The sequence below is a fragment of the Gluconacetobacter aggeris genome (assembly GCF_014174395.1).
GTDB classification, from domain to species: domain Bacteria; phylum Pseudomonadota; class Alphaproteobacteria; order Acetobacterales; family Acetobacteraceae; genus Gluconacetobacter; species Gluconacetobacter aggeris.
Genome location: NZ_JABEQD010000003.1, coordinates 88,503 through 105,662, shown reverse-complemented (window position 1 = coordinate 105,662; position 17,160 = coordinate 88,503). Strand labels below are relative to the sequence as shown.

Here is a 17,160-nt window from a genome sequence, read left to right as displayed (position 1 = left end):
GCGAGGTGTCGCCTCAGGCGGGAGGAGGCATGACCGCGCCGGTCAGGGCCGAAAGCAGCACGACGAGAAGCGGCGGCGCGCGCCAGACCAGGAGGAGGACGAAGGCTGTGACGACAACCGCGCAATCTGCCGCCCCATGTACGGCGCTGGTCCAGACCGGGTTGTAGAGCGCCGCACCCAGCAGCCCGACGACGGCGGCGTTGGTGCCCCGCATGGCGGCCTGGGCCCCTGGCCGGCCGCGCAGATCGTGCCAGAAGGGCAGGGCGCCCAGCAGGCAGAGAATGCCGGGCAGGAAGATGGCGCCTGTCGCGATGGCCGCGCCGGCCAAGCCGCCCGGCGGTAGGCCCGCGATCGTGCCGAGATAGGCCGCGAAGGTGAAGAGGGGGCCGGGGACGGCCTGTGCGGCGCCGTACCCGGCCAGGAATGCGTTGTCCGACACCCATCCGGGCGTGACGACCGCATCGCGCAGCAGCGGCAGCACGACGTGGCCGCCGCCGAAGACCAGGGCGCCCGATCGGTAGAAGGCATCGAACAGGGCGACGGGGCCGGGAAGCATGGGGATGAATGCGAAGGCCAGAAGCCCCAGGAAAACCGCCATGCAGCCCATGCCCGCGCGCCGGGACAGGGGCAGGAGCAGCGTGTCCGCCGGTAAGGCATCGGGCCCCCGGCACAGGAACCAGCCGGCCACGCCGCCGGCGATGATGGTGCCGATCTGGAAGAGGGAGCCTGGCGCGAGCAGCATCGTCACCAATGTGGCCGTGGCGATCGTGGCGCGCGGGCGGTCCGGGCACAGGCTTCGGGCCATGCCCAGCACGGCCTGCGCGACGATTGCCACCGCCACGAGCTTGAGGCCATGGAGCATGCCGGCCCCCGGACCCGTCGCCGCGATGCCGCCCGCGCCGTATGCGAAGGCGACCAGCAGGGCGGCCGAGGGAAGGGTGAAGCCGATCCAGGCCGCAATGCCGCCGGCCAGGCCGCCCCGTATGAGGCCGATCCCGAAGCCCGTCTGGCTCGATGCCGGCCCCGGCAGGAATTGCGACAGGGCGACCAGGTCCGCATAGGCCTGTTCCGTCAGCCATTTTCGGCGTTCGACGAATTCCGTCCGGAAATAGCCGAGATGCGCCACCGGGCCGCCAAAGGCGGTGCAGCCCAGACGCAGGAAGATGCGCAGGATCTCGAATGCCGCGCTGGTCGGCGGGCGATCGGACGGCATGCTAGTCCGCATGATGGAAGATGGTGTTGCCCGGGGACGCGCTACACACCGAAGAGCTGCCCGATACCGCCGGTGACGATCATCGCGATCAGCCCCCAGAACGTGACCCGAAGCGTGGGGCGCAGCGGCCGGGCCCCGCCTGCCACCGCGCCGACGGCCCCGAGACCGGCGAGTGCCAGGACGGAAATGGCGGATACGGCCCAGGACACATAGGGTTCCGGCGTCAGGACCGCCGTCAGGACGGGCAGGAGGGCGCCGGAGGAAAAGGCCGAGGCCGAGGCGAATGCCGCCTGGATGGGCCGGGCTGCCGTGCCGTCGGAGAGCCCGAGTTCGTCACGGGCATGTGCGGCGAGCGGGTCATGCTTCATGAGTTCGACCGCCACCTGGCGGGCCAGGGCCTCGTCCAGCCCCCGTTTGCGGTAGATTCCGGTCAGTTCGTTGACCTCGCCATCCCAGTCGGTGGCCAGTTCGCGCTTTTCGCGGGCGAGATCCGCGTGCTCCGAATCCGCCTGGGAACTGACCGAGACATATTCGCCGGCGGCCATGGACAGGGCCCCGGCCACCAGCGCCGACAGGCCCGCGACCAGGATGCTGCCGCGCGACGCATGAGAACTGGCGACGCCCACGATCAGGCTGCCGGTCGATAATGTGCCGTCATTGGCGCCCAGGACGGCGGCCCGCAGCCACCCCAGTTTCTCGACGGCATGGTGTTCGGCGTGCATGCGAAGTCGCGACATAAGACGGGCTGCCCTGATCAATGGAACCGGCAATTATTTATGATGTAAAATCTCTTTTTCTCGAAATGCATTTTTCAGGATGCATCGATGTCCGGTTTCATTTTGTTTTTATGTTCGCATTGCCGGCCTGTTCAGGTTGCTGTCAGGAATTCATGCCATGATTTCCAGTCGCGCAACGCGTGCTGAAGCCGGTGTCGCCCGGTCAGGGCCAGCGGGGGACGAGAGCGGTCTTGCCGATCGCCATCGCCCCGTGAATGGCATGCCGTCAGATGGAGAACGTTTCGACGGGCGGAGCGTCGGTGTCGCTGGTGGCGGCTTCCTCGGCCTTGCGCAGGCCCACGATCAGGGCCTCGCGGATTTCGGTCAGGCGGTGTTCGTCGGTGATCTTCAGCCCGAACAGGTCCTTGACGTAGAAGACATCGACCGCGCGCACGCCGTAGGTGGTGATGTGGGCCGAGGCGATCTGCAATTTATGGCCGCTGATCGCCTGCGTCACGTCATGCAGCAGGCCGGGCCGGTCGCGGCCGTTGATCTCGATGACCGTGTAGCTGTTCGAGGCGCGGTTATCGATCACCACACGGGGCGGCACGTGGATCGCGCGCATGCGGCGTCCGTAGCGCATGCGGCCGATGCCGCCGATTTCGCGGGCGATGTCCACCCGCCCGGAAAGGCTCTGCTCGACCAGTGCGGACAGGCGGGCGAGCTGGTGCGGTTCCTCGAACGCTTCGCCGCTGGCGTCCTGAATCCAGAACGTATCCAGCGCCATGCCGTTGATCAGCGTGTGGATGCGCGCGTCCACGATCGAGGCGCCCGCGATCGCCAGCGCGCCGGCGATACGGGAAAACAGGCCGGGATGGTCGGCAGTGTAGATCGTGACCTCGGTCACGCCGCGTGTCGGCAGGGGCTGGGTTTCCACCGTCAGCGGCGAATCGCGCCGTTCGGATTCCCGGATCAGCAGGGCGTGGCGGGCGTGGGTGTCCTGGTCGAAGGACAGCCAGTAGCTGCCATAGCCCAGGCCGAGGAAATGCTCGGTTTCCTCGGGGATGAAGCCGTCTTCTTCCAGGATTTCGCCCACCGCTTCCTTGGCGCGGGCGACGCGGACGTCGCGTTCGGTCGTGGCCAGTCCGCCTTCCAGCACCTCGGCCACGCGCATGTACAGCTCGTGCAGCAGGGTTGCCTTCCAGGCGTTCCAGACACGCGGGCTGACGGCGCGCATGTCGACGACCGTGAGCAGCAGCAGCAGGCGCAGCCGTTCGGGCGACTGGATGGTGTCGGCCAGGTCGAGGATGGTCTTGGGGTCGTCGATATCGCGCTGGAAGGCGGTCTGGCTGAGCAGCAGATGGTGCAGGACCAGCCACGAGACGGTTTCGGTTTCCTCGCCGGTCAGGCCCATTTCGGGGCAGACTTCCAGCGCGATCTCGGAGCCCAGTTCGGAATGGTCGCCGCCGCGCCCCTTGGCGATGTCGTGCAGCAGGATGGCCATGTAGAGCGCGCGGCGGGACTGGAGATTGCGCGCGAGGTCATAGGCCAGCGGGATCTCGTCGGCCATGGCGCCGTGCTCGATCCGGCCGAAGATGCGGATGGCCTCGATCGTATGCTCGTCGACCGTGAAGACGTGATAGGTGTCGAACTGCATCTGGCCGACGATGCGCGACCAGTCGGGCATCAGGCGCCCCATGATCCCGGTTTCGTTCAGGATATGCAGCCAGTAGGCATTGCCCTGCCGCCGGTCTTCCGCGGTGGCGTGGAAGCTGGGTGCTTCCTCGCGCGGTGCGCCCGTGCCTTCGGTTGCGGGGGCAGGGCGGAGGGCGCGCTCGGGCGGCGCGCCGCACAGCAGGTCGAGGAAGATCCGTGCCGCCTCGGGATTGCCACGCAGGCTGGCGGCGCGGCGTTCCCAGCGGATCAGCTTGTGCATGGCCAGCGGGTGGATCGGCAGCTTGCGCGTCCGCGCCCATTCCAGCAGGCGCATCATCTGGATCGGCTCGGCATCGAAGGAGGAGCCGCGTTCGGGCAGGATCTGGCCGTCCAGCACCGTGAAGCCCGCGTCGCGCATCGCGGCGTCGGCCTGCGGCGCGTTTGCGGTCGGGCCCAGGGCCTGGCGCATCACCGCCGGTTCCAGCACATGGGTCAGGCGCATGACCTCGCGCACCGTCAGGAAATAATGGCGCATGAAGCGCTCCACCCCGACCTGGCGGCCGTGGCGGGTATAGCCCATGCGCGCGCCGACCACGGGCTGGACGTCGAAGGTCAGCCGTTCCTCGGCGCGGCCCGAGATGTAATGCAGGTGCAGCCGCACGCTCCACAGGAAGTTCCACGAGCGGCGGGCCCGTTTGGCTTCCTGCTCGGTGAGCAGGCCCAGGCTGCTGAAGCCGGGGGCCAGCAGGTCGGAGACGTGGCGCGTGCCGAACGTGTAGCGGCACATCCAGTAGAGCGTCTGCAGGTCGCGCAGGCCACCGCGCCCTTCCTTGACGTTGGGTTCCACCAGGTAGGGGCTGTCGCCGAACCGGTGGTGGCGGGCCGTGCGTTCCTTGCGCTTGTCGGTAATGAAGCGCGCGGCCCCCGCCTCGACGCAGGCGACGATGTAGCGGGCCTCGAACATCGCGAACAGCGCGTCGTCACCCGCCAGCAGCCGTGCGTCCAGCAGCGTGGTGCGGACCGTGGTGTCGGCCTCGGCCTCGGCGATGCATTGGGGGATCGATCGGGTGGCATGCCCGACCTTCAGCCCCAGATCCCACAGGAAATACAGGATATACTCGACGACGCGGCTGATATCGGCCGAGGGGTCGTCCGGCGTCAGGAACAGCAGGTCGATATCGCTGAAGGGGGCCAGCATGCCGCGCCCATAGCCGCCGGTCGCGGCTACCGCCAGGGTGGGCCGTCCGGATTCGGGCGCGAATTCCAGCGCGTGCCCGACCGTGAAATCGACCAGCGTACGGATCATGCCGTCGGTATAGTGCGCCAACTGCTTGGCGGCGGAGGCGCCATGCAGGCGATGGGCTTCGAATTCCTCGCGCACCGAGGCCTGGAACCGGGCGAGATGCCGGCGAAACAGGCCGATGGCCATGTCGCGCGGGACGGGGCCCCCCGTTTCCGATGACAGGAGAGAGGCCGCGAGGCTTCGGGTCAGGTCCCTGACGGACAGGGAAGGAGAAGACAAGGTCGGCATCGCGGCGTGATCGGTTTCCTGAAAATGTTGACGGCCGGACGCTCGTCTGGCCTCAGAAGCTGCTTCAAAAGCCCCGATTGCGGCGGCCTGATGGCGGTTTTCCGTGCGTCGCGGCGGGCAGCGATCAAGGCCGCTCCGCTCCGATGCTCGAAAACAACCGCCTGACGCGCGGCAAGCCGCGCTTCCGCTCACCATCGACGCTTTTGAAGCAGCCTCTTCCTGTTCTATCCGTGTTCTATCCGTGGTCCAGATGCCGCGATTCTTCAAGCATCAGTTTCTTGAGGGCGTAGACCATGTCCAGCGCGCCGCGCGGCGTCAAGGCATCCGGATCGAGCTGTTCGAGCATCCGGCGCACCGCTTCCGGCACGCCGGGCTCGACCGCATCGACCGGTTCGGGCGTTGCCGGCGCATCGGTGGAGGAGAAGAGCGGCAGCGGCCGGGCGCCGACCGCGCGTTCCTTTTCCAGACCGGCCAGAAGCCTGGCTGCGCGGCGGACAACCGGCTCCGGCACGCCTGCCAGCCGGGCCACATGCACGCCCCAGCTTCGGCGTGCCGAACCCGGAACGACCTCGTGCTGGAACACCACCTGGCCCTTCCATTCGCGCACGCTCATGGTGTGGGGGGAGAGGCGGGGGAGGCTTTCGGCCAGTTCGGCCAGTTCGTGGAAGTGCGTTGCGAAAATCGAGCGGCACCGCAACGTGGAATGCATGGCTTCCAGCACCGCCCAGGCGATCGCCAGGCCGTCCAGCGTCGCGGTGCCGCGGCCGATTTCGTCCACCACCACCAGCGAGCGTGGGCCGGCCTGATTCAGGATCGCCGCGGTCTCGGTCATTTCGACCATGAAGGTCGAGCGGCCGCGTGCGAGGTCGTCCGATGCGCCGACGCGCGAGAACAGCCGGTCGACGATGCCGATCCGCGCGGCCTTGGCCGGCACCGGCAACCCGGCCTGGGCCAGGATCACGGCCAGCGCGCCCTGGCGCAGGAAGGTCGATTTGCCGGCCATGTTCGGCCCCGTGAGCAGCATGACGCGCTGGGCGGGTTCCAGCATGCAGTCGTTCGGGGTGAAGCGCTCGCTGCGCGGCAGCGCGGCCTCGACCACCGGATGGCGGCAGCCGGTCAGGGTGAAGGCGGCATCGTCGGTGACCTCGGGCCGGCACCACAGGCCGCCGGCCGCCAGATCGGCGCAGGATTGCAGCACGTCCAGCACCGCCAGCGCGTGAGCGATGGCCGGCACCGCCGGTTCGGCCAGGATGTCGCGCACCAGGGCGGCGAAGATGCCGCGTTCCCGCGCGCTCGCCCGTTCTCCGGCCTCGGCGATGCGGCGGTCCAGGCTGATCAGTTCGTCGGTCGAAAAGCGCGCGGCGCTGGCCGTGCCCTGGCGCAGGATCAGGTCGGTGCGATCGCGCACGCGCGTGGCGGCGGCGGTCGGGATTTCGATGACGTAGCCAAGCTGGGCGTGGTGGCGGATCTTGAGGCTGGCGACCCCGAATTGCTGCGCGTAGTCGTTCTGCAAGCCGGCGATGATCCGCCGGCTGTCGTCGCGCAGGCCGCGCTCGGCGTCCAGTTCGGGATCGAAGCCGGGGGCGATCACGCCGCCATCCTCGACGCGGGCGGGCAGGGATTCCGCCAGTGCCTGCTTCAGCCGGTCCTCCAGCGCCGTGCCGCCGCCCAGATGGCCCATGGCATCGGCGATCAGGGCGGGGGGCGTCGCGCGGCCATCGGCCAGGGACGCGGCAATGCGCCGGGCGATGGACAGCCCGTCGCGTACCGCCGCCGCGTCGCGCGGCAGGCCCCGGCCCAATGACAGGCGGGCCAGCGCGCGGGCGATGTCGGGCGTGCCCCGCAGCCCCTGGCGCAGCGCGGTGCGGACGCCGCCTTCCTCGATCAGCCACGACCATCCGTCCTGACGGGCGGCGATCGGTGCGCTACGGGTGAGGGGGGCGGCGATCCATTCCGCCAGCAGGCGGCTGCCGGGTGCGGTGACGGTGCGGCTGACGCTGGCCAGCAATGTATGTTCGGTGGTGCCGTCGCGGGTGCGCAGCAGGTCCAGGCTGGCGCGGGTGGCCGGGTCCAGGCCTAGGATGCCGCCATTTTCATGGGCGTGCGGGTGTGCCAGGCGCGGCATCTGTCCGGCCTGGCTGCGCCGGACGTAATCCAGCGCCATCGCGGCAGCGACGGCCTCCTCGTCCGAGAAGGTGCCGAAGGCGTCGAGGCTGGCGACCGCGAAGGTCTCGGCCACCCGGCGGCGTGCCGTTGCGGCGGCCGGCGTGGTGGCTTCCGGCGCGCGCCTGGCATCGAAATCGCCCAGGTCGACGTCGCCGGCGGCCAGGATTTCAGCCGGATCGAGGCGGCCCAGCAGGTCCATCAGCCCGTCGGGCGGGACGGATGCGGTTTCGAACGCGCCGGTCGAGATGTCGATCCAGGAGACGCCCCAGTTCCGGCTGGCCGGGGCACGGCCCGCACCGGCCGCCACCGCCACCAGCAGGTTCTGCCGGCCGGCTTCCAGAAGCTCGTCCTCGGTCAGGGTGCCGGGGGTGACCAGGCGTACCACCGCGCGGGCCAATGGCCCCTTGGGAACACCCTTGCCGGGTTTGCGCGGCGGTTCGGTCTGCTCGGCCACCGCGACGCGGAAGCCCCGGCGGATCAGCCGCGCCAGATAGGCCGAGGCGGCCGCCACCGGCACGCCGCACATCGGGATCGGCATGTCGCCGTGCGTGCCGCGCGTTGTCAGCGAAATGTCCAGCGCGCCGGCCGCCGCTTCGGCGTCGGAGAAGAACATTTCGTAGAAATCGCCCATGCGGAAGAACAGCAGGGCTTCGGGATGTTCGGCTTTCAGGGAAAACCATTGCGCCATGGCCGGGGTGGCGCCGTCCGGGGAAGGGAGCGTCATGCGGGTCTGTGTACAGGCCCGGATGCCGATGTGCCAGCCGGGAAATGCGGCGTCATGGCCGCTCAGGCCGCGCTGCCGCGCCGCCGGGCCAGCCGGGCGCGCAGCATCGTCCCGGCCGCGCGGAGTTCCATCACGCCGAGCAGGTGCAGCCCGACGCCGTAGGCCAGCATGCCGGAGGTGACCAGGAGCATCAGCGCCACGATCCGCAAGGGGCCGTGGCGGACGGCCAGGGGGCCGAGGACGGTCAGGTTCAGCATCAGCAGCACCGCTGCCATGCCCAGTGCCGCGAGCATCATCCGGGCGACCCGCGACAGCGTGGCGGGGGCGATGTGCAGGAGGCCCCGGCGGCGCAGCACGAAGCCGAGCGTTGCCACATTGACGATCGCCGCCAGGCTGCTGGCCAGGGGCGGCCCGGCATGGAGCAGCGGATGCATCAGCAGCAGGTTCAGGATGAAATTCAGGGTAAGCGTGAACAGGCCGATCCGCACCGGTGTCGCCGTGTCGCCCCTGGCGAAAAAGCCCGGGGCCAGGACCTTGATCAGCACGAAGGCGGGCAGGCCGATGGCGAAGGCGCGCAGCGACTGCGCCGACAGCATGGCGTCGCGCGGGGTGAAGGCGCCGTGCTGGAACAGCGTGGCGATGATCGGGTGGGCCAGCACGATCATGCCCAGCGCGGCCGGCAGGGTCAGGACCATGGCATAGTCGATCGCCCGGTTCTGCGCACTGTGGGCACCATCATGGTCCTTGGCCGCCACGTGGCGGCTGAGGACCGGCAGGAGGGTGGTGCCGGCCGCAGCCCCCAGCACGCCCAGCGGCAACTGGTTGATCCGGTCGGCGAAATAGATGAACGACACGCTACCGGCCGGCAGGTACGAGGCGATGACGGTATCGACCAGGAGGTTGATCTGGCTGATGCCGCTGCCCAGGCAGCCGATCGCCATGCGCCGGATCAGGGTGTGGATGCGCGCCGTCAGGCGTGGCGGCATCAGCATCAGGCGGAAGCCGGCACGCCGGACCGCCAGCAGCAGCAGCCCCAATTGGGCGACGCCCGATGCGGTGACGCCCCAGGCGGCCGCCTTTCCGACATCGCCGGTCAGCGGCGGCAGCAGGAGGATCGCCGCGATGCCGACGACATTGAAGGACACATAGGCCGCCGCCGCCACGCCGAACCGGTGCAGGCCGTTCAGCACGCCCGACACGAGTGCTGCCGCGCAGATCAGTACCAGATAGGGAAAGGTGATGCGGCTGAGCGTGACCGCCATGTGGTAGCGGTCGCCATCCATGGGGAAGCCGGCGGCGATCACGCTGACGACCTGCGGCATGAAGATCTCGCCCAGTACCGCGATCAGCGTCAGCCAGGTCAGCAGGACGCTGAAGGTCTCGCTGGCGAAGCGGCGGGCCTTTTCGGTGCCGTCGGTCGTGAGCATGGCGGAAAAGAGCGGCACGAAGGCGGTGTTCAGCGCGCCTTCGCCGAAGAGCTGGCGGAACATGTTCGGCAGGCGGAAGGCCACCTGATAGGCATCCTGGATCGGCCCGGCCCCCAGGAAGGCCGCCAGCAGCTGATCGCGCACCAGACCCAGCACACGGCTGAGCATCGTCCAGCCGCCGACCGTAAGAAAACCTCTGAGCAAATGGGACCTCCTGCCTTGCCGCGCGCATACTGCACGACCCTATTCATCCGGCCCAGCTTGATTCGGGCGGCGAAGGGAGGGGTCAGTGATCCAGGATCGTGCGTTCGATGGCCAGGCGCATGCGCCGGGATTCGGGCGAGGTGAGGCTGACGAACCAGTCGGCCAGCGCGCCGTCGCGGCCGATCAGGTATTTGTAGAAATTCCAGCGCGGGCGGGCGAGCAGGCCGCCCTGCTGCCCCAGCCAGCGGAAGAGTGGAATCGCCTCGGCACCGCGGACGTGGCTGCGCGTGGCCATGGGAAAGGTGACGCTGTAATTGCGGGCGCAGAAGGTGGCGATCTGCTCGGCGGAGCCGGGTTCCTGGTTGCCGAAATCGTTCGACGGTACGCCGATCACCGTCAGGCCGCTGCCGCGATAGAACGACCAGAGCGCCTGCAGGCCCTCGAACTGGGGGGTGAAGCCGCATTTCGACGCGGTATTCACGATCAGCACCGGTTTGCCCCGCAAGGCGCCGAGGTCGATCGTGCCGCCTTCCAGGGCCGGGAGGGTAAAGTCGTACGCGGTCGTCATGGGAGCCGATTCGGTCTGTTGCGGTCTATAACGGGCTGGAGCCTAGAGCAGTTTCCCTCGCCGCACGAGTGGGAACGCCCGGCGCGATCCGTCACTCTGGACAGCACATCGCGCAGGGCACAGTGTCGTTGCGGTTTTGTGCCGTTACGATGTGGATTGGTGGGGTGGAATGGCGGTCCTGCATGGCATTCTCGGGCTGGCCTGCCTGATTGCACTGGCGGTGGCGTTTTCGGCGGACCGGCGGGGTATCCGCCCCCGCATCATACTGGCGGCGGTGGCGATGCAGGTGGCGCTGGGGGGGCTGGTCCTGTTCGTGCCGCCGGGGCGGGTGGCGCTGCACGCGATTTCCGGCGCCGTCGATACCGTGCTGGGGTATGGCGCGCAGGGAAGTGCCTTCCTGTTCGGGCCTCTGGTCGGCCCGCGCATGGATGCGCTGTTTCCCGATGGCGGCTTCATTTTCGCGCTGCGGATTCTACCGCAGATTGCCTATATATCGGCCCTGATCGCGATCCTGTATTATTATCGGATCATGCAGCGGCTCGCGCGGCTGCTGGGCGGGCTGGTGCGGCGGGTGCTGGGCACCTCGATGATCGAATCCTTCTCGGCCGTCACGACGATCTTTCTCGGCCAGAGCGAGATGCCGGTGGCGCTGCGCCCCTATGTGCCGCTTCTGACGCGGGAGGAACTGTTCGCCGTCATGTCCAGCGGCACAGCCTCGGTCGCTGGCTCGGTGCTGGTGGGGTATGCCGGGCTGGGCGTGCCGATGGATTATCTGCTGGCGGCGTCGGTGATGGCGATTCCGGGCGGGCTGCTGTTCGCCAAGATCCTGATGCCGTCGCGCGAAGGGACGCGAATCTCGGGCCTCGACCTGGAATTCGGCCATGAGCATCCGGTCAATGTCTTCGAGGCTATCGCCATCGGCACCGCCAGCGGTGTCGGCGTTGCGGTTGCGGTCGGTGGGATGTTGATCGCCTTTATCGGGCTGATCGCGCTGGCCAACGGGCTGATCCATGGGCTGGGTGGCTGGCTGGGGGTGGGCAACCTGTCGCTGGAGACGATCTTCGGCGTGATCTTCGCCCCGTTGGCATGGCTGATCGGGGTGCCGTGGCATGAAAGCGGCGTGGTCGGCGCGATCATGGGACAGAAGCTCGTCTTCAACGAGTTCGTGGCCTATGTCGCTCTGGCGCCGCATTTTCATGATGCGACGCTCGATCCGCGCGCGCTGGCGATTGCCTCTTTCGCCCTGTGCGGGTTCGCCAATCTGTCATCGGTCGGCATCCTGATTGCCGGGTTCGGCAGCATCGCCCCCGCGCGACGGGGAGAGGTCGCGAGCATGGGGCTGCGTGCGGTGTTCGCCGGGTCGCTGTCGAATTTCGCCAGTGCCACCATCGCGGGCATGTTCATCGGTTAGCCGTGTGGGATGTCGTTGGAGAAAGTGCCCGTTATCTGACGGTATTTTCGTTCTGATATGAATGTCCGCCCGTTATGGACCCTGCTGGTGCCGTCGTCGTGACGGGCAAGGCGATGCAACTGCAAATGGCGCGAGAAGACTGGAAATATCGATGATTTGATATGATTCCGGTCCAAAGAAGGCTCATATGCCCGTTGTTGCGCCAGGGTGGCTGCAAACCATTGTCACGTGTGGCTTTTCACCCGAGGCGATCATGTTATAGAAATCGTTACTTTGTGATAATTTTCAGGATCGATTCCATTGTCTCTCCGCACCATGTTCCTGTCTGAAAATGGCGATGGCCTCATCTCGTCGAAAATCGACGCGGCGTCGCCCCCTTGCGTTTTCAGGCTTGGAAGAAAACATGCGTTCCTCGGGTCGGCATTGGGCGTTGCCCTGGCATTCGGCGTAGCGGGCCAGGCCTGGTCTGCCTCTTTTGGGGACCGCCAGGCGGTGGCGGCGTCTCTGGCATTGGCGGAGAAAGCGATCGCGCTACGCTCGGTCGCGGGGCCCGGCAACCAGACGCCGCAGGTGGCGCAACTGTTTCGGGATGCGCTGATCGCGGGCGGCTTTGCCACGTCGGATATCGTGATCACCCCCGCGGAGGGCACGGCCTACCTGATCGCGCGTTGGCCGGGAAGCGATCCGTCGCTCAAGCCCCTGGTGATTTCCGGGCATATGGACGTCGTGGAAGCGAAGGCCGAGGATTGGACGCACGATCCATTCAAGGCGAAAATCGAGAAAGGCTTTCTGCTGGGGCGCGGCGCGACCGACATGAAGCTGGATGATGCCATCGCAATCGAGGCGCTGGTCCAGTTGAAGCGCGCGGGATACAAGCCGCGGCGTGCGATCGTCATCGAATTTTCCGGCGACGAGGAAACGACGATGGCGACGGGTGCCATCATCGCGGACAAGCTGTCGGGTGCCGAAATGGTCCTGAATGTGGATGGGGCGAACGGCGTCATCGATGAAAAGACCGGCAAGCCCGATTATTTCGCCTGGGAGGGCGGCGAGAAGACCTATGCCGACTATCAGCTTGTCGTCACCAATCCCGGCGGCCATTCCTCCGAGCCGCGTCCGCTGAATGCGATCGACGAGATGGCGGAAGATCTGCTGCGCATCCAGCATTATCGCTTCCGGCCCGAACTCAACGAACTGAGCAGGGGGTATTTCCTGGGGGCGGCGCAGTGGGAATCGGCACCGATCGGGGCCGCGATGCGTGCCTTTGCCGCCGAGCCGACGAATGAGGATGCCATCGAAACCCTGTCCGCCGATCCGTCTTTCGTCGGGCGCATCGGTACCACCTGCGTCGTGACCGAAATCAACGGTGGCCATGCCCTCAATGCGCTGCCGCAACGGGTCACGGCCAACGTCAATTGCCGTATCTTCCCCGGCCATCCGCGGGCGGACATCCTGAACGAGCTTCGGCAGGCGGCGGCCGATCCCGGCATGACGATCACGGATGTCACGGCCGGGTCGGTCGAGACGCCGGCCTCGCCCATGCGTGCGGATGTCGTCAGGGCTATCGAACATGCGGTGCATGGCGTTTATCCGAACGTGGCCGTTTTCCCTGCATTGGGATCGGGTGCCAGCGACAGCATGTGGTTTCGGTCGCGCGGTGTGCCGAGCTATGCCGTGAGCCCGCTGTTCATCAGGAATTCGGATTCGTTCATGCATGGGCTGAACGAGCGGACGCCCATCGCGAGTGTGGGGCCTGCCATCGATATCGTCGCGACGCTGGTGACGGATCTTTCGCGTTAGGGGCGGGCGGATATGCGCGATCGCTCCGCAATGGATCGTGCCACGTCGCGGCAGCCTGCGGTGGATGGTCTGTACTCGTCGGGAGAGAAGACCCGATGACGGGGGCGATTATGCGGACGGCTGGGCGGTCGCTCCGTTTCGGGAGTACGGTCTTCCTGTCCATGTTGCTTGCGCATGCATTCAATTACTTCCTGCATGAATACGCCCATTCCTTCATGGCGTGGCTGTTGGGCTGGAAGGCGGACCCGTTCGCCCTGAACTATGGAACGGCCTCGATCGACAACATCCTGCTTCAGCAGCAGATCGATGAAAATGTCGATTATGGGCCGATCCTTGCCAGTGGCGAGGGCTGGCAGGCCGCGCTGATCGCCGCCGCCGGACCTTTTCTGGCCAACGGGGGGACCGCGCTCCTCTGTCATCGCCTGATCGTGCGCGCGGTCCGTCCCGCTGCCTTGTGGTGGCTGGTGTGGGTCGATGCGTTCTCGACCTTCAATGTCTGGAGCTATGCCCCGCTGAGGGTGCTGACGACCCATGGGGATATGGCGCTCCTGGCCAGGGGACTGGGGGTGTCGGTATGGGTGCTGTTTCCGTTCGCCACGTCATTCGCGGCCTGGCTGCTCTGGCGCTTTGCCTTTCGCGCATTGCCGCTGGCGCAGAAACGGCTCTACCCGGACGATGCCCAGATCAGCTTCAGCATGGTGGTCCTGGCGATCAGCATCCCGTTTTTCTCCATTTCCGGTCTTTTCGGATACGGACCGTTTTGTGCCATGCTGGCGATCGTGAGTTTTTTCATGATGATGCCGGCGTTGATGGCGGCGCAGCGAACGGGGGCGGGCCGCTGAGCGCTCGCTCCTGCCGCCAGGTCATTCGATCCCGACAGGGCGGCTGAGCAGGCGGTCGCGGGCTTCGTTCAGGCCGATATCGCCGGCCAGCAGCAGCGACATCGTCTCGATCACCGGCACGGCGATGCCATGGGCGCGGGCCAGGGCGAGGATCGCGGGGGCGGTGGCGACGCCCTCGGCGACGGTGGTGCGGCTGCCCAGGATCGCGGCCAGTGATTCGCCCCTTCCCAGTGCCAGGCCCAGGCTGAAATTGCGCGACGATGGGCCGGTGCAGGTCAGGATGAGGTCGCCGACGCCCGCCAGGCCCGAGAGGGTGGAGGCGCGGCCGCCCAGCCCCAGCGCCAGCCGGCCCAGTTCGGCCAGGCCGCGCGTGATCAGCGAGGCCCGGGCGTTTTCGCCAAGGCCCGCGCCGATGGTGGCGCCGGCGGCGATGGCGATGACATTCTTTGCCGCCCCGCCGACCTGTACGCCGATCGCGTCGTCACTGGCATAGAGGCGGAAGGTCGGCGTGGTCAGGTGATCGGCCAGGGAGCGGGCCAGCGTCAGGTCGGTGCAGGCCAGGACGGCGGCGGTGGGCAGGCCCTGTGCGACTTCATGCGCGAAATTGGGGCCGGAGAGCGCCGCGCGCGGCAGGTCGGGATAGCGGTCCGCGATCACCTGCAATGGCAATGCCAGCGTGTCGCGTTCCACGCCCTTGCAGCAGGCGATCATCGGCCCGGCTGGGGGGAGGTGCGCCAATACGGCGCGCAGATGCTGCATGGGCACCGCCAGCAGCACCGCATCGGCCCGGGTCGGCATGGCGTCGGTCACGGTGATGGTCTCGGGCAGCGTGACGTGCGGCAGGCGGGGCAGGGTGCGGGCGTCGCTCAGGGTTTCGGGGTGGCGGGCCCATAGATGTACCAGTGCCCCGGCACGGGCGGCCTGGGTGGCCAGCGCGATTCCCCAGGCGCCGGCCCCGATGACGGCAATGCGTGCGGCGGCCATGATCCTATTCCTCCACGATGCGCGTGACGGTGGCCTCTCCCGTTCCGTCAGGGGAGAGATGGGTCAGGGCGCGCAGGGCCGGAAGAGCGGCCTCGGTGAAGCCGAAAGGGGGATTGATCACCACCAGCCCGCATCCGTTGAGGCGTGTGGGGTCGAGTGGCGGACGCAGGGTGAGTTCCAGCGCCACGATGTCGCGAATCCCCGAATCGCGCAGCGAATCGAGGAAGGCGCGTACCGGCGCGCGGTGCTTGATCGGATACCAGCCCGCCAGGATGCCGGTGGCGAATCGCCGATGCGCCGTTACCAGCCCCTGGGCCAGACGGGCGAATTCGTCGGGCTGCTCGAAAGGCGGATCGATCAGCACCAGGCCGCGCTTCGCATCGCGCGGCGGCAGCAGCGCGCCCAGGGCGGCGTAGCCGTCGCGGGCATGGACCGAGACCTGGCTGTTGCCGGCGAACAGGTGGCGCAGCACGAGGCTGTCTTCGGGATGCAACTCGCAGCACACCAGCCGGTCCTGTGGCCGCAGCATCATCGCCGCGATCAGGGGGGAGCCAGGATAGGCCTCCGGCGCGCCGGTCCGGCGGACCAGGTCCAGATAGGCAGGGGGCAGGTCGGGGGGGGGATCGGCCAGCAGGCGGCCAATGCCACCCTGCCATTCCATGGTGCGGGTGGCCTGCGCGCCGCCCAGGTCGTAGCGCCCGATGCCGGCATGGGTGTCCAGAACCGAAAACGCCGCGGGCTTGCGTGCCAGCGCCTGGAGCAGCAGCACCAGCAGCGCGTGTTTCATGCAGTCGGCGAAATTGCCGGCGTGGAAGGCGTGGCGGTAATTCATGCGGCGGTCGCGTCGAATCGGGCGGCCATCTGGTCCAGCGGCCAGCGCGGGCGGGGCAGAAGGTCCAGATCGTCCACCGGCGGCAGGCCGAGGGCAAGCCGGGCGCGCATGGTTTCGATGGCCGCCCAGCCCACCATCACGGCATTGTCGGTACACAGGCGCAGCGGTGGTGCCGCGAAGGGCAGGCCGCGTGCCTGGGCCAGCGCATCCAGCCTTGCGCGCAGGGCGCTGTTGGCCGCGACGCCGCCGGCCGCGACCAGCAGGGTGGCGTCGGGCATCATGTCCAGCGCGTGGGCCACGCGATCGCCCACGATATCCGCCACCGCGTCCTGGAAGCTGGCGGCGATGCCGGCGGCGACCGGACGGGGCAGGGCGCCATTGTCGTAGGGGGCCAGTTTCTGCGCCACGGCGGTCTTGAGGCCGGAGAAGGAGAAATCGCAGCCGGGGCGCCCGTGCAATGGACGGGGGAGCGGCCAGGGGGCCGGATCGCCCTCGCGCGCCAGGGCCTCCACCGCCGGGCCGCCCGGCCAGCCGAGGCCGAGCATTTTCGCCACCTTGTCGAAGGCCTCGCCGGCTGCGTCGTCGATCGTGCCGCCGAGCTTGCGATAATGGCCCACGCCTTCGACGGCGATGCACTGGCAATGGCCGCCGGAGACCAGCAGCAGCAGGTATGGGAACGGGGCGCCGCCGGGCACGAGACCGGGCAGGCGCGCGGTCAGGGCATGGGCCTCGATATGGTTCACGGCGATGAACGGCCGGTCCAGCGCCACGGCCAGCCCCTTGCCGACGCCCGCGCCCACGATCAGCCCGCCGATCAGGCCCGGCCCGGTGCTGGCGGCGACGGCGCCCAGCGCCCGGGCCGGCAGGCCCGCCGCGTCCAGCGTCTGGCGCACCAGGCCGGGTAATGCCGCCAGATGGGCCCGGGCCGCGATTTCGGGCACCACGCCGCCGAAGGGGATGTGCCCGGACTGCGACAGCACGGTTTCGGCCAGGATGGTGCCGTCGGGCGCCAGGATGGCGCAGGCGGTGTCGTCGCAGGACGATTCGATGGCCAGCACCGGGGCCATTACCGGGGCCAGAACGGGC

12 protein-coding genes are annotated in these 17,160 nt (G+C 68.0%); 3 read left to right on the top strand and 9 right to left on the bottom strand.

The features are described 5' to 3' along the window. Window positions 1-13: 13 nt before the first annotated feature. The 6 genes from chrA to HLH36_RS05540 form a co-directional block, all read right to left on the bottom strand. Window positions 14-1,213: a chromate efflux transporter gene (gene chrA, locus HLH36_RS05565; RefSeq protein WP_220791433.1), complete on the bottom strand. Its 1,200-nt coding sequence runs from the start codon at window positions 1,211-1,213 to the stop codon at window positions 14-16. Between the two features lie 41 nt (window positions 1,214-1,254). After that, complete coding sequence (locus tag HLH36_RS05560) at window positions 1,255-1,950, bottom strand: VIT1/CCC1 transporter family protein (protein ID WP_182985472.1); 696 nt, start codon at window positions 1,948-1,950, stop codon at window positions 1,255-1,257. A 265-nt stretch (window positions 1,951-2,215) separates the two neighbouring features. Next, the gene (locus HLH36_RS05555; RefSeq protein WP_182985471.1) at window positions 2,216-5,116 is read right to left on the bottom strand and encodes a [protein-PII] uridylyltransferase; all 2,901 of its coding nucleotides are present in this window, start codon (window positions 5,114-5,116) and stop codon (window positions 2,216-2,218) included. Window positions 5,117-5,351: 235 nt separating this feature from the next. Beyond that, window positions 5,352-8,006, bottom strand: coding sequence for a DNA mismatch repair protein MutS (gene mutS, locus HLH36_RS05550; RefSeq protein ID WP_182985470.1), 2,655 nt, complete (start codon window positions 8,004-8,006; stop codon window positions 5,352-5,354). Between the two features lie 62 nt (window positions 8,007-8,068). Then, window positions 8,069-9,637, bottom strand: coding sequence for a murein biosynthesis integral membrane protein MurJ (gene murJ, locus HLH36_RS05545; protein ID WP_182985469.1), 1,569 nt, complete (start codon window positions 9,635-9,637; stop codon window positions 8,069-8,071). A gap of 82 nt (window positions 9,638-9,719) precedes the next feature. Beyond that, a complete protein-coding gene (locus HLH36_RS05540) occupies window positions 9,720-10,205 on the bottom strand; it encodes a glutathione peroxidase (RefSeq protein WP_182985468.1) in 486 nt (161 codons plus the stop codon). A 169-nt stretch (window positions 10,206-10,374) separates the two neighbouring features. Between HLH36_RS05540 and HLH36_RS05535 the strand changes: the two genes are divergently transcribed. From HLH36_RS05535 to HLH36_RS05525, 3 genes are all read left to right on the top strand, one after another. Next, window positions 10,375-11,616: a NupC/NupG family nucleoside CNT transporter gene (locus tag HLH36_RS05535; protein ID WP_182985467.1), complete on the top strand. Its 1,242-nt coding sequence runs from the start codon at window positions 10,375-10,377 to the stop codon at window positions 11,614-11,616. A gap of 300 nt (window positions 11,617-11,916) precedes the next feature. Continuing rightward, window positions 11,917-13,416 carry a M20/M25/M40 family metallo-hydrolase gene (locus tag HLH36_RS05530; protein ID WP_246376499.1) on the top strand — a complete coding sequence of 500 codons (1,500 nt, stop codon included), beginning with the start codon at window positions 11,917-11,919 and terminating at the stop codon, window positions 13,414-13,416. A 95-nt stretch (window positions 13,417-13,511) separates the two neighbouring features. Continuing rightward, window positions 13,512-14,258 carry a hypothetical protein gene (locus HLH36_RS05525; protein WP_182985466.1) on the top strand — a complete coding sequence of 249 codons (747 nt, stop codon included), beginning with the start codon at window positions 13,512-13,514 and terminating at the stop codon, window positions 14,256-14,258. A 21-nt stretch (window positions 14,259-14,279) separates the two neighbouring features. On the opposite strand, the gene HLH36_RS05520 is transcribed toward HLH36_RS05525, so the two are convergent. The 3 genes from HLH36_RS05520 to tsaD are packed head-to-tail and all read right to left on the bottom strand — an operon-like array spanning window position 14,280 to window position 17,141. Beyond that, window positions 14,280-15,242: an NAD(P)H-dependent glycerol-3-phosphate dehydrogenase gene (locus HLH36_RS05520; RefSeq protein ID WP_182985465.1), complete on the bottom strand. Its 963-nt coding sequence runs from the start codon at window positions 15,240-15,242 to the stop codon at window positions 14,280-14,282. A gap of 4 nt (window positions 15,243-15,246) precedes the next feature. Then, entirely contained in the window at window positions 15,247-16,074 is an 828-nt protein-coding gene (locus HLH36_RS05515; RefSeq protein ID WP_182985464.1) for a 23S rRNA (adenine(2030)-N(6))-methyltransferase RlmJ, read from the bottom strand. Beyond that, on the bottom strand, window positions 16,071-17,141 hold the full coding sequence (gene tsaD / locus HLH36_RS05510) for a tRNA (adenosine(37)-N6)-threonylcarbamoyltransferase complex transferase subunit TsaD (protein WP_182985742.1): 1,071 nt from the start codon (window positions 17,139-17,141) through the stop codon (window positions 16,071-16,073). The genes HLH36_RS05515 and tsaD overlap by 4 nt, the downstream gene beginning before the upstream one ends. Window positions 17,142-17,160 lie beyond the last annotated feature (19 nt).

Bases quoted from the DNA above. Each gene is read 5' to 3' on its own strand.
- HLH36_RS05555 (WP_182985471.1), bottom strand. From the start codon at position 5,116: ATGCCGACCTTGTCTTCTCCTTCCCTGTCCGTCAGGGACCTGACCCGA.
- HLH36_RS05520 (WP_182985465.1), bottom strand. From the start codon at position 15,242: ATGGCCGCCGCACGCATTGCCGTCATCGGGGCCGGCGCCTGGGGAATC.
- HLH36_RS05540 (WP_182985468.1), bottom strand. From the start codon at position 10,205: ATGACGACCGCGTACGACTTTACCCTCCCGGCCCTGGAAGGCGGCACG.
- HLH36_RS05525 (WP_182985466.1), top strand. From the start codon at position 13,512: ATGACGGGGGCGATTATGCGGACGGCTGGGCGGTCGCTCCGTTTCGGG.
- tsaD (WP_182985742.1), bottom strand. From the start codon at position 17,141: ATGGCCCCGGTGCTGGCCATCGAATCGTCCTGCGACGACACCGCCTGC.
- HLH36_RS05560 (WP_182985472.1), bottom strand. From the start codon at position 1,950: ATGTCGCGACTTCGCATGCACGCCGAACACCATGCCGTCGAGAAACTG.
- mutS (WP_182985470.1), bottom strand. From the start codon at position 8,006: ATGACGCTCCCTTCCCCGGACGGCGCCACCCCGGCCATGGCGCAATGG.
- HLH36_RS05535 (WP_182985467.1), top strand. From the start codon at position 10,375: ATGGCGGTCCTGCATGGCATTCTCGGGCTGGCCTGCCTGATTGCACTG.
- chrA (WP_220791433.1), bottom strand. From the start codon at position 1,213: ATGCCGTCCGATCGCCCGCCGACCAGCGCGGCATTCGAGATCCTGCGC.
- HLH36_RS05515 (WP_182985464.1), bottom strand. From the start codon at position 16,074: ATGAATTACCGCCACGCCTTCCACGCCGGCAATTTCGCCGACTGCATG.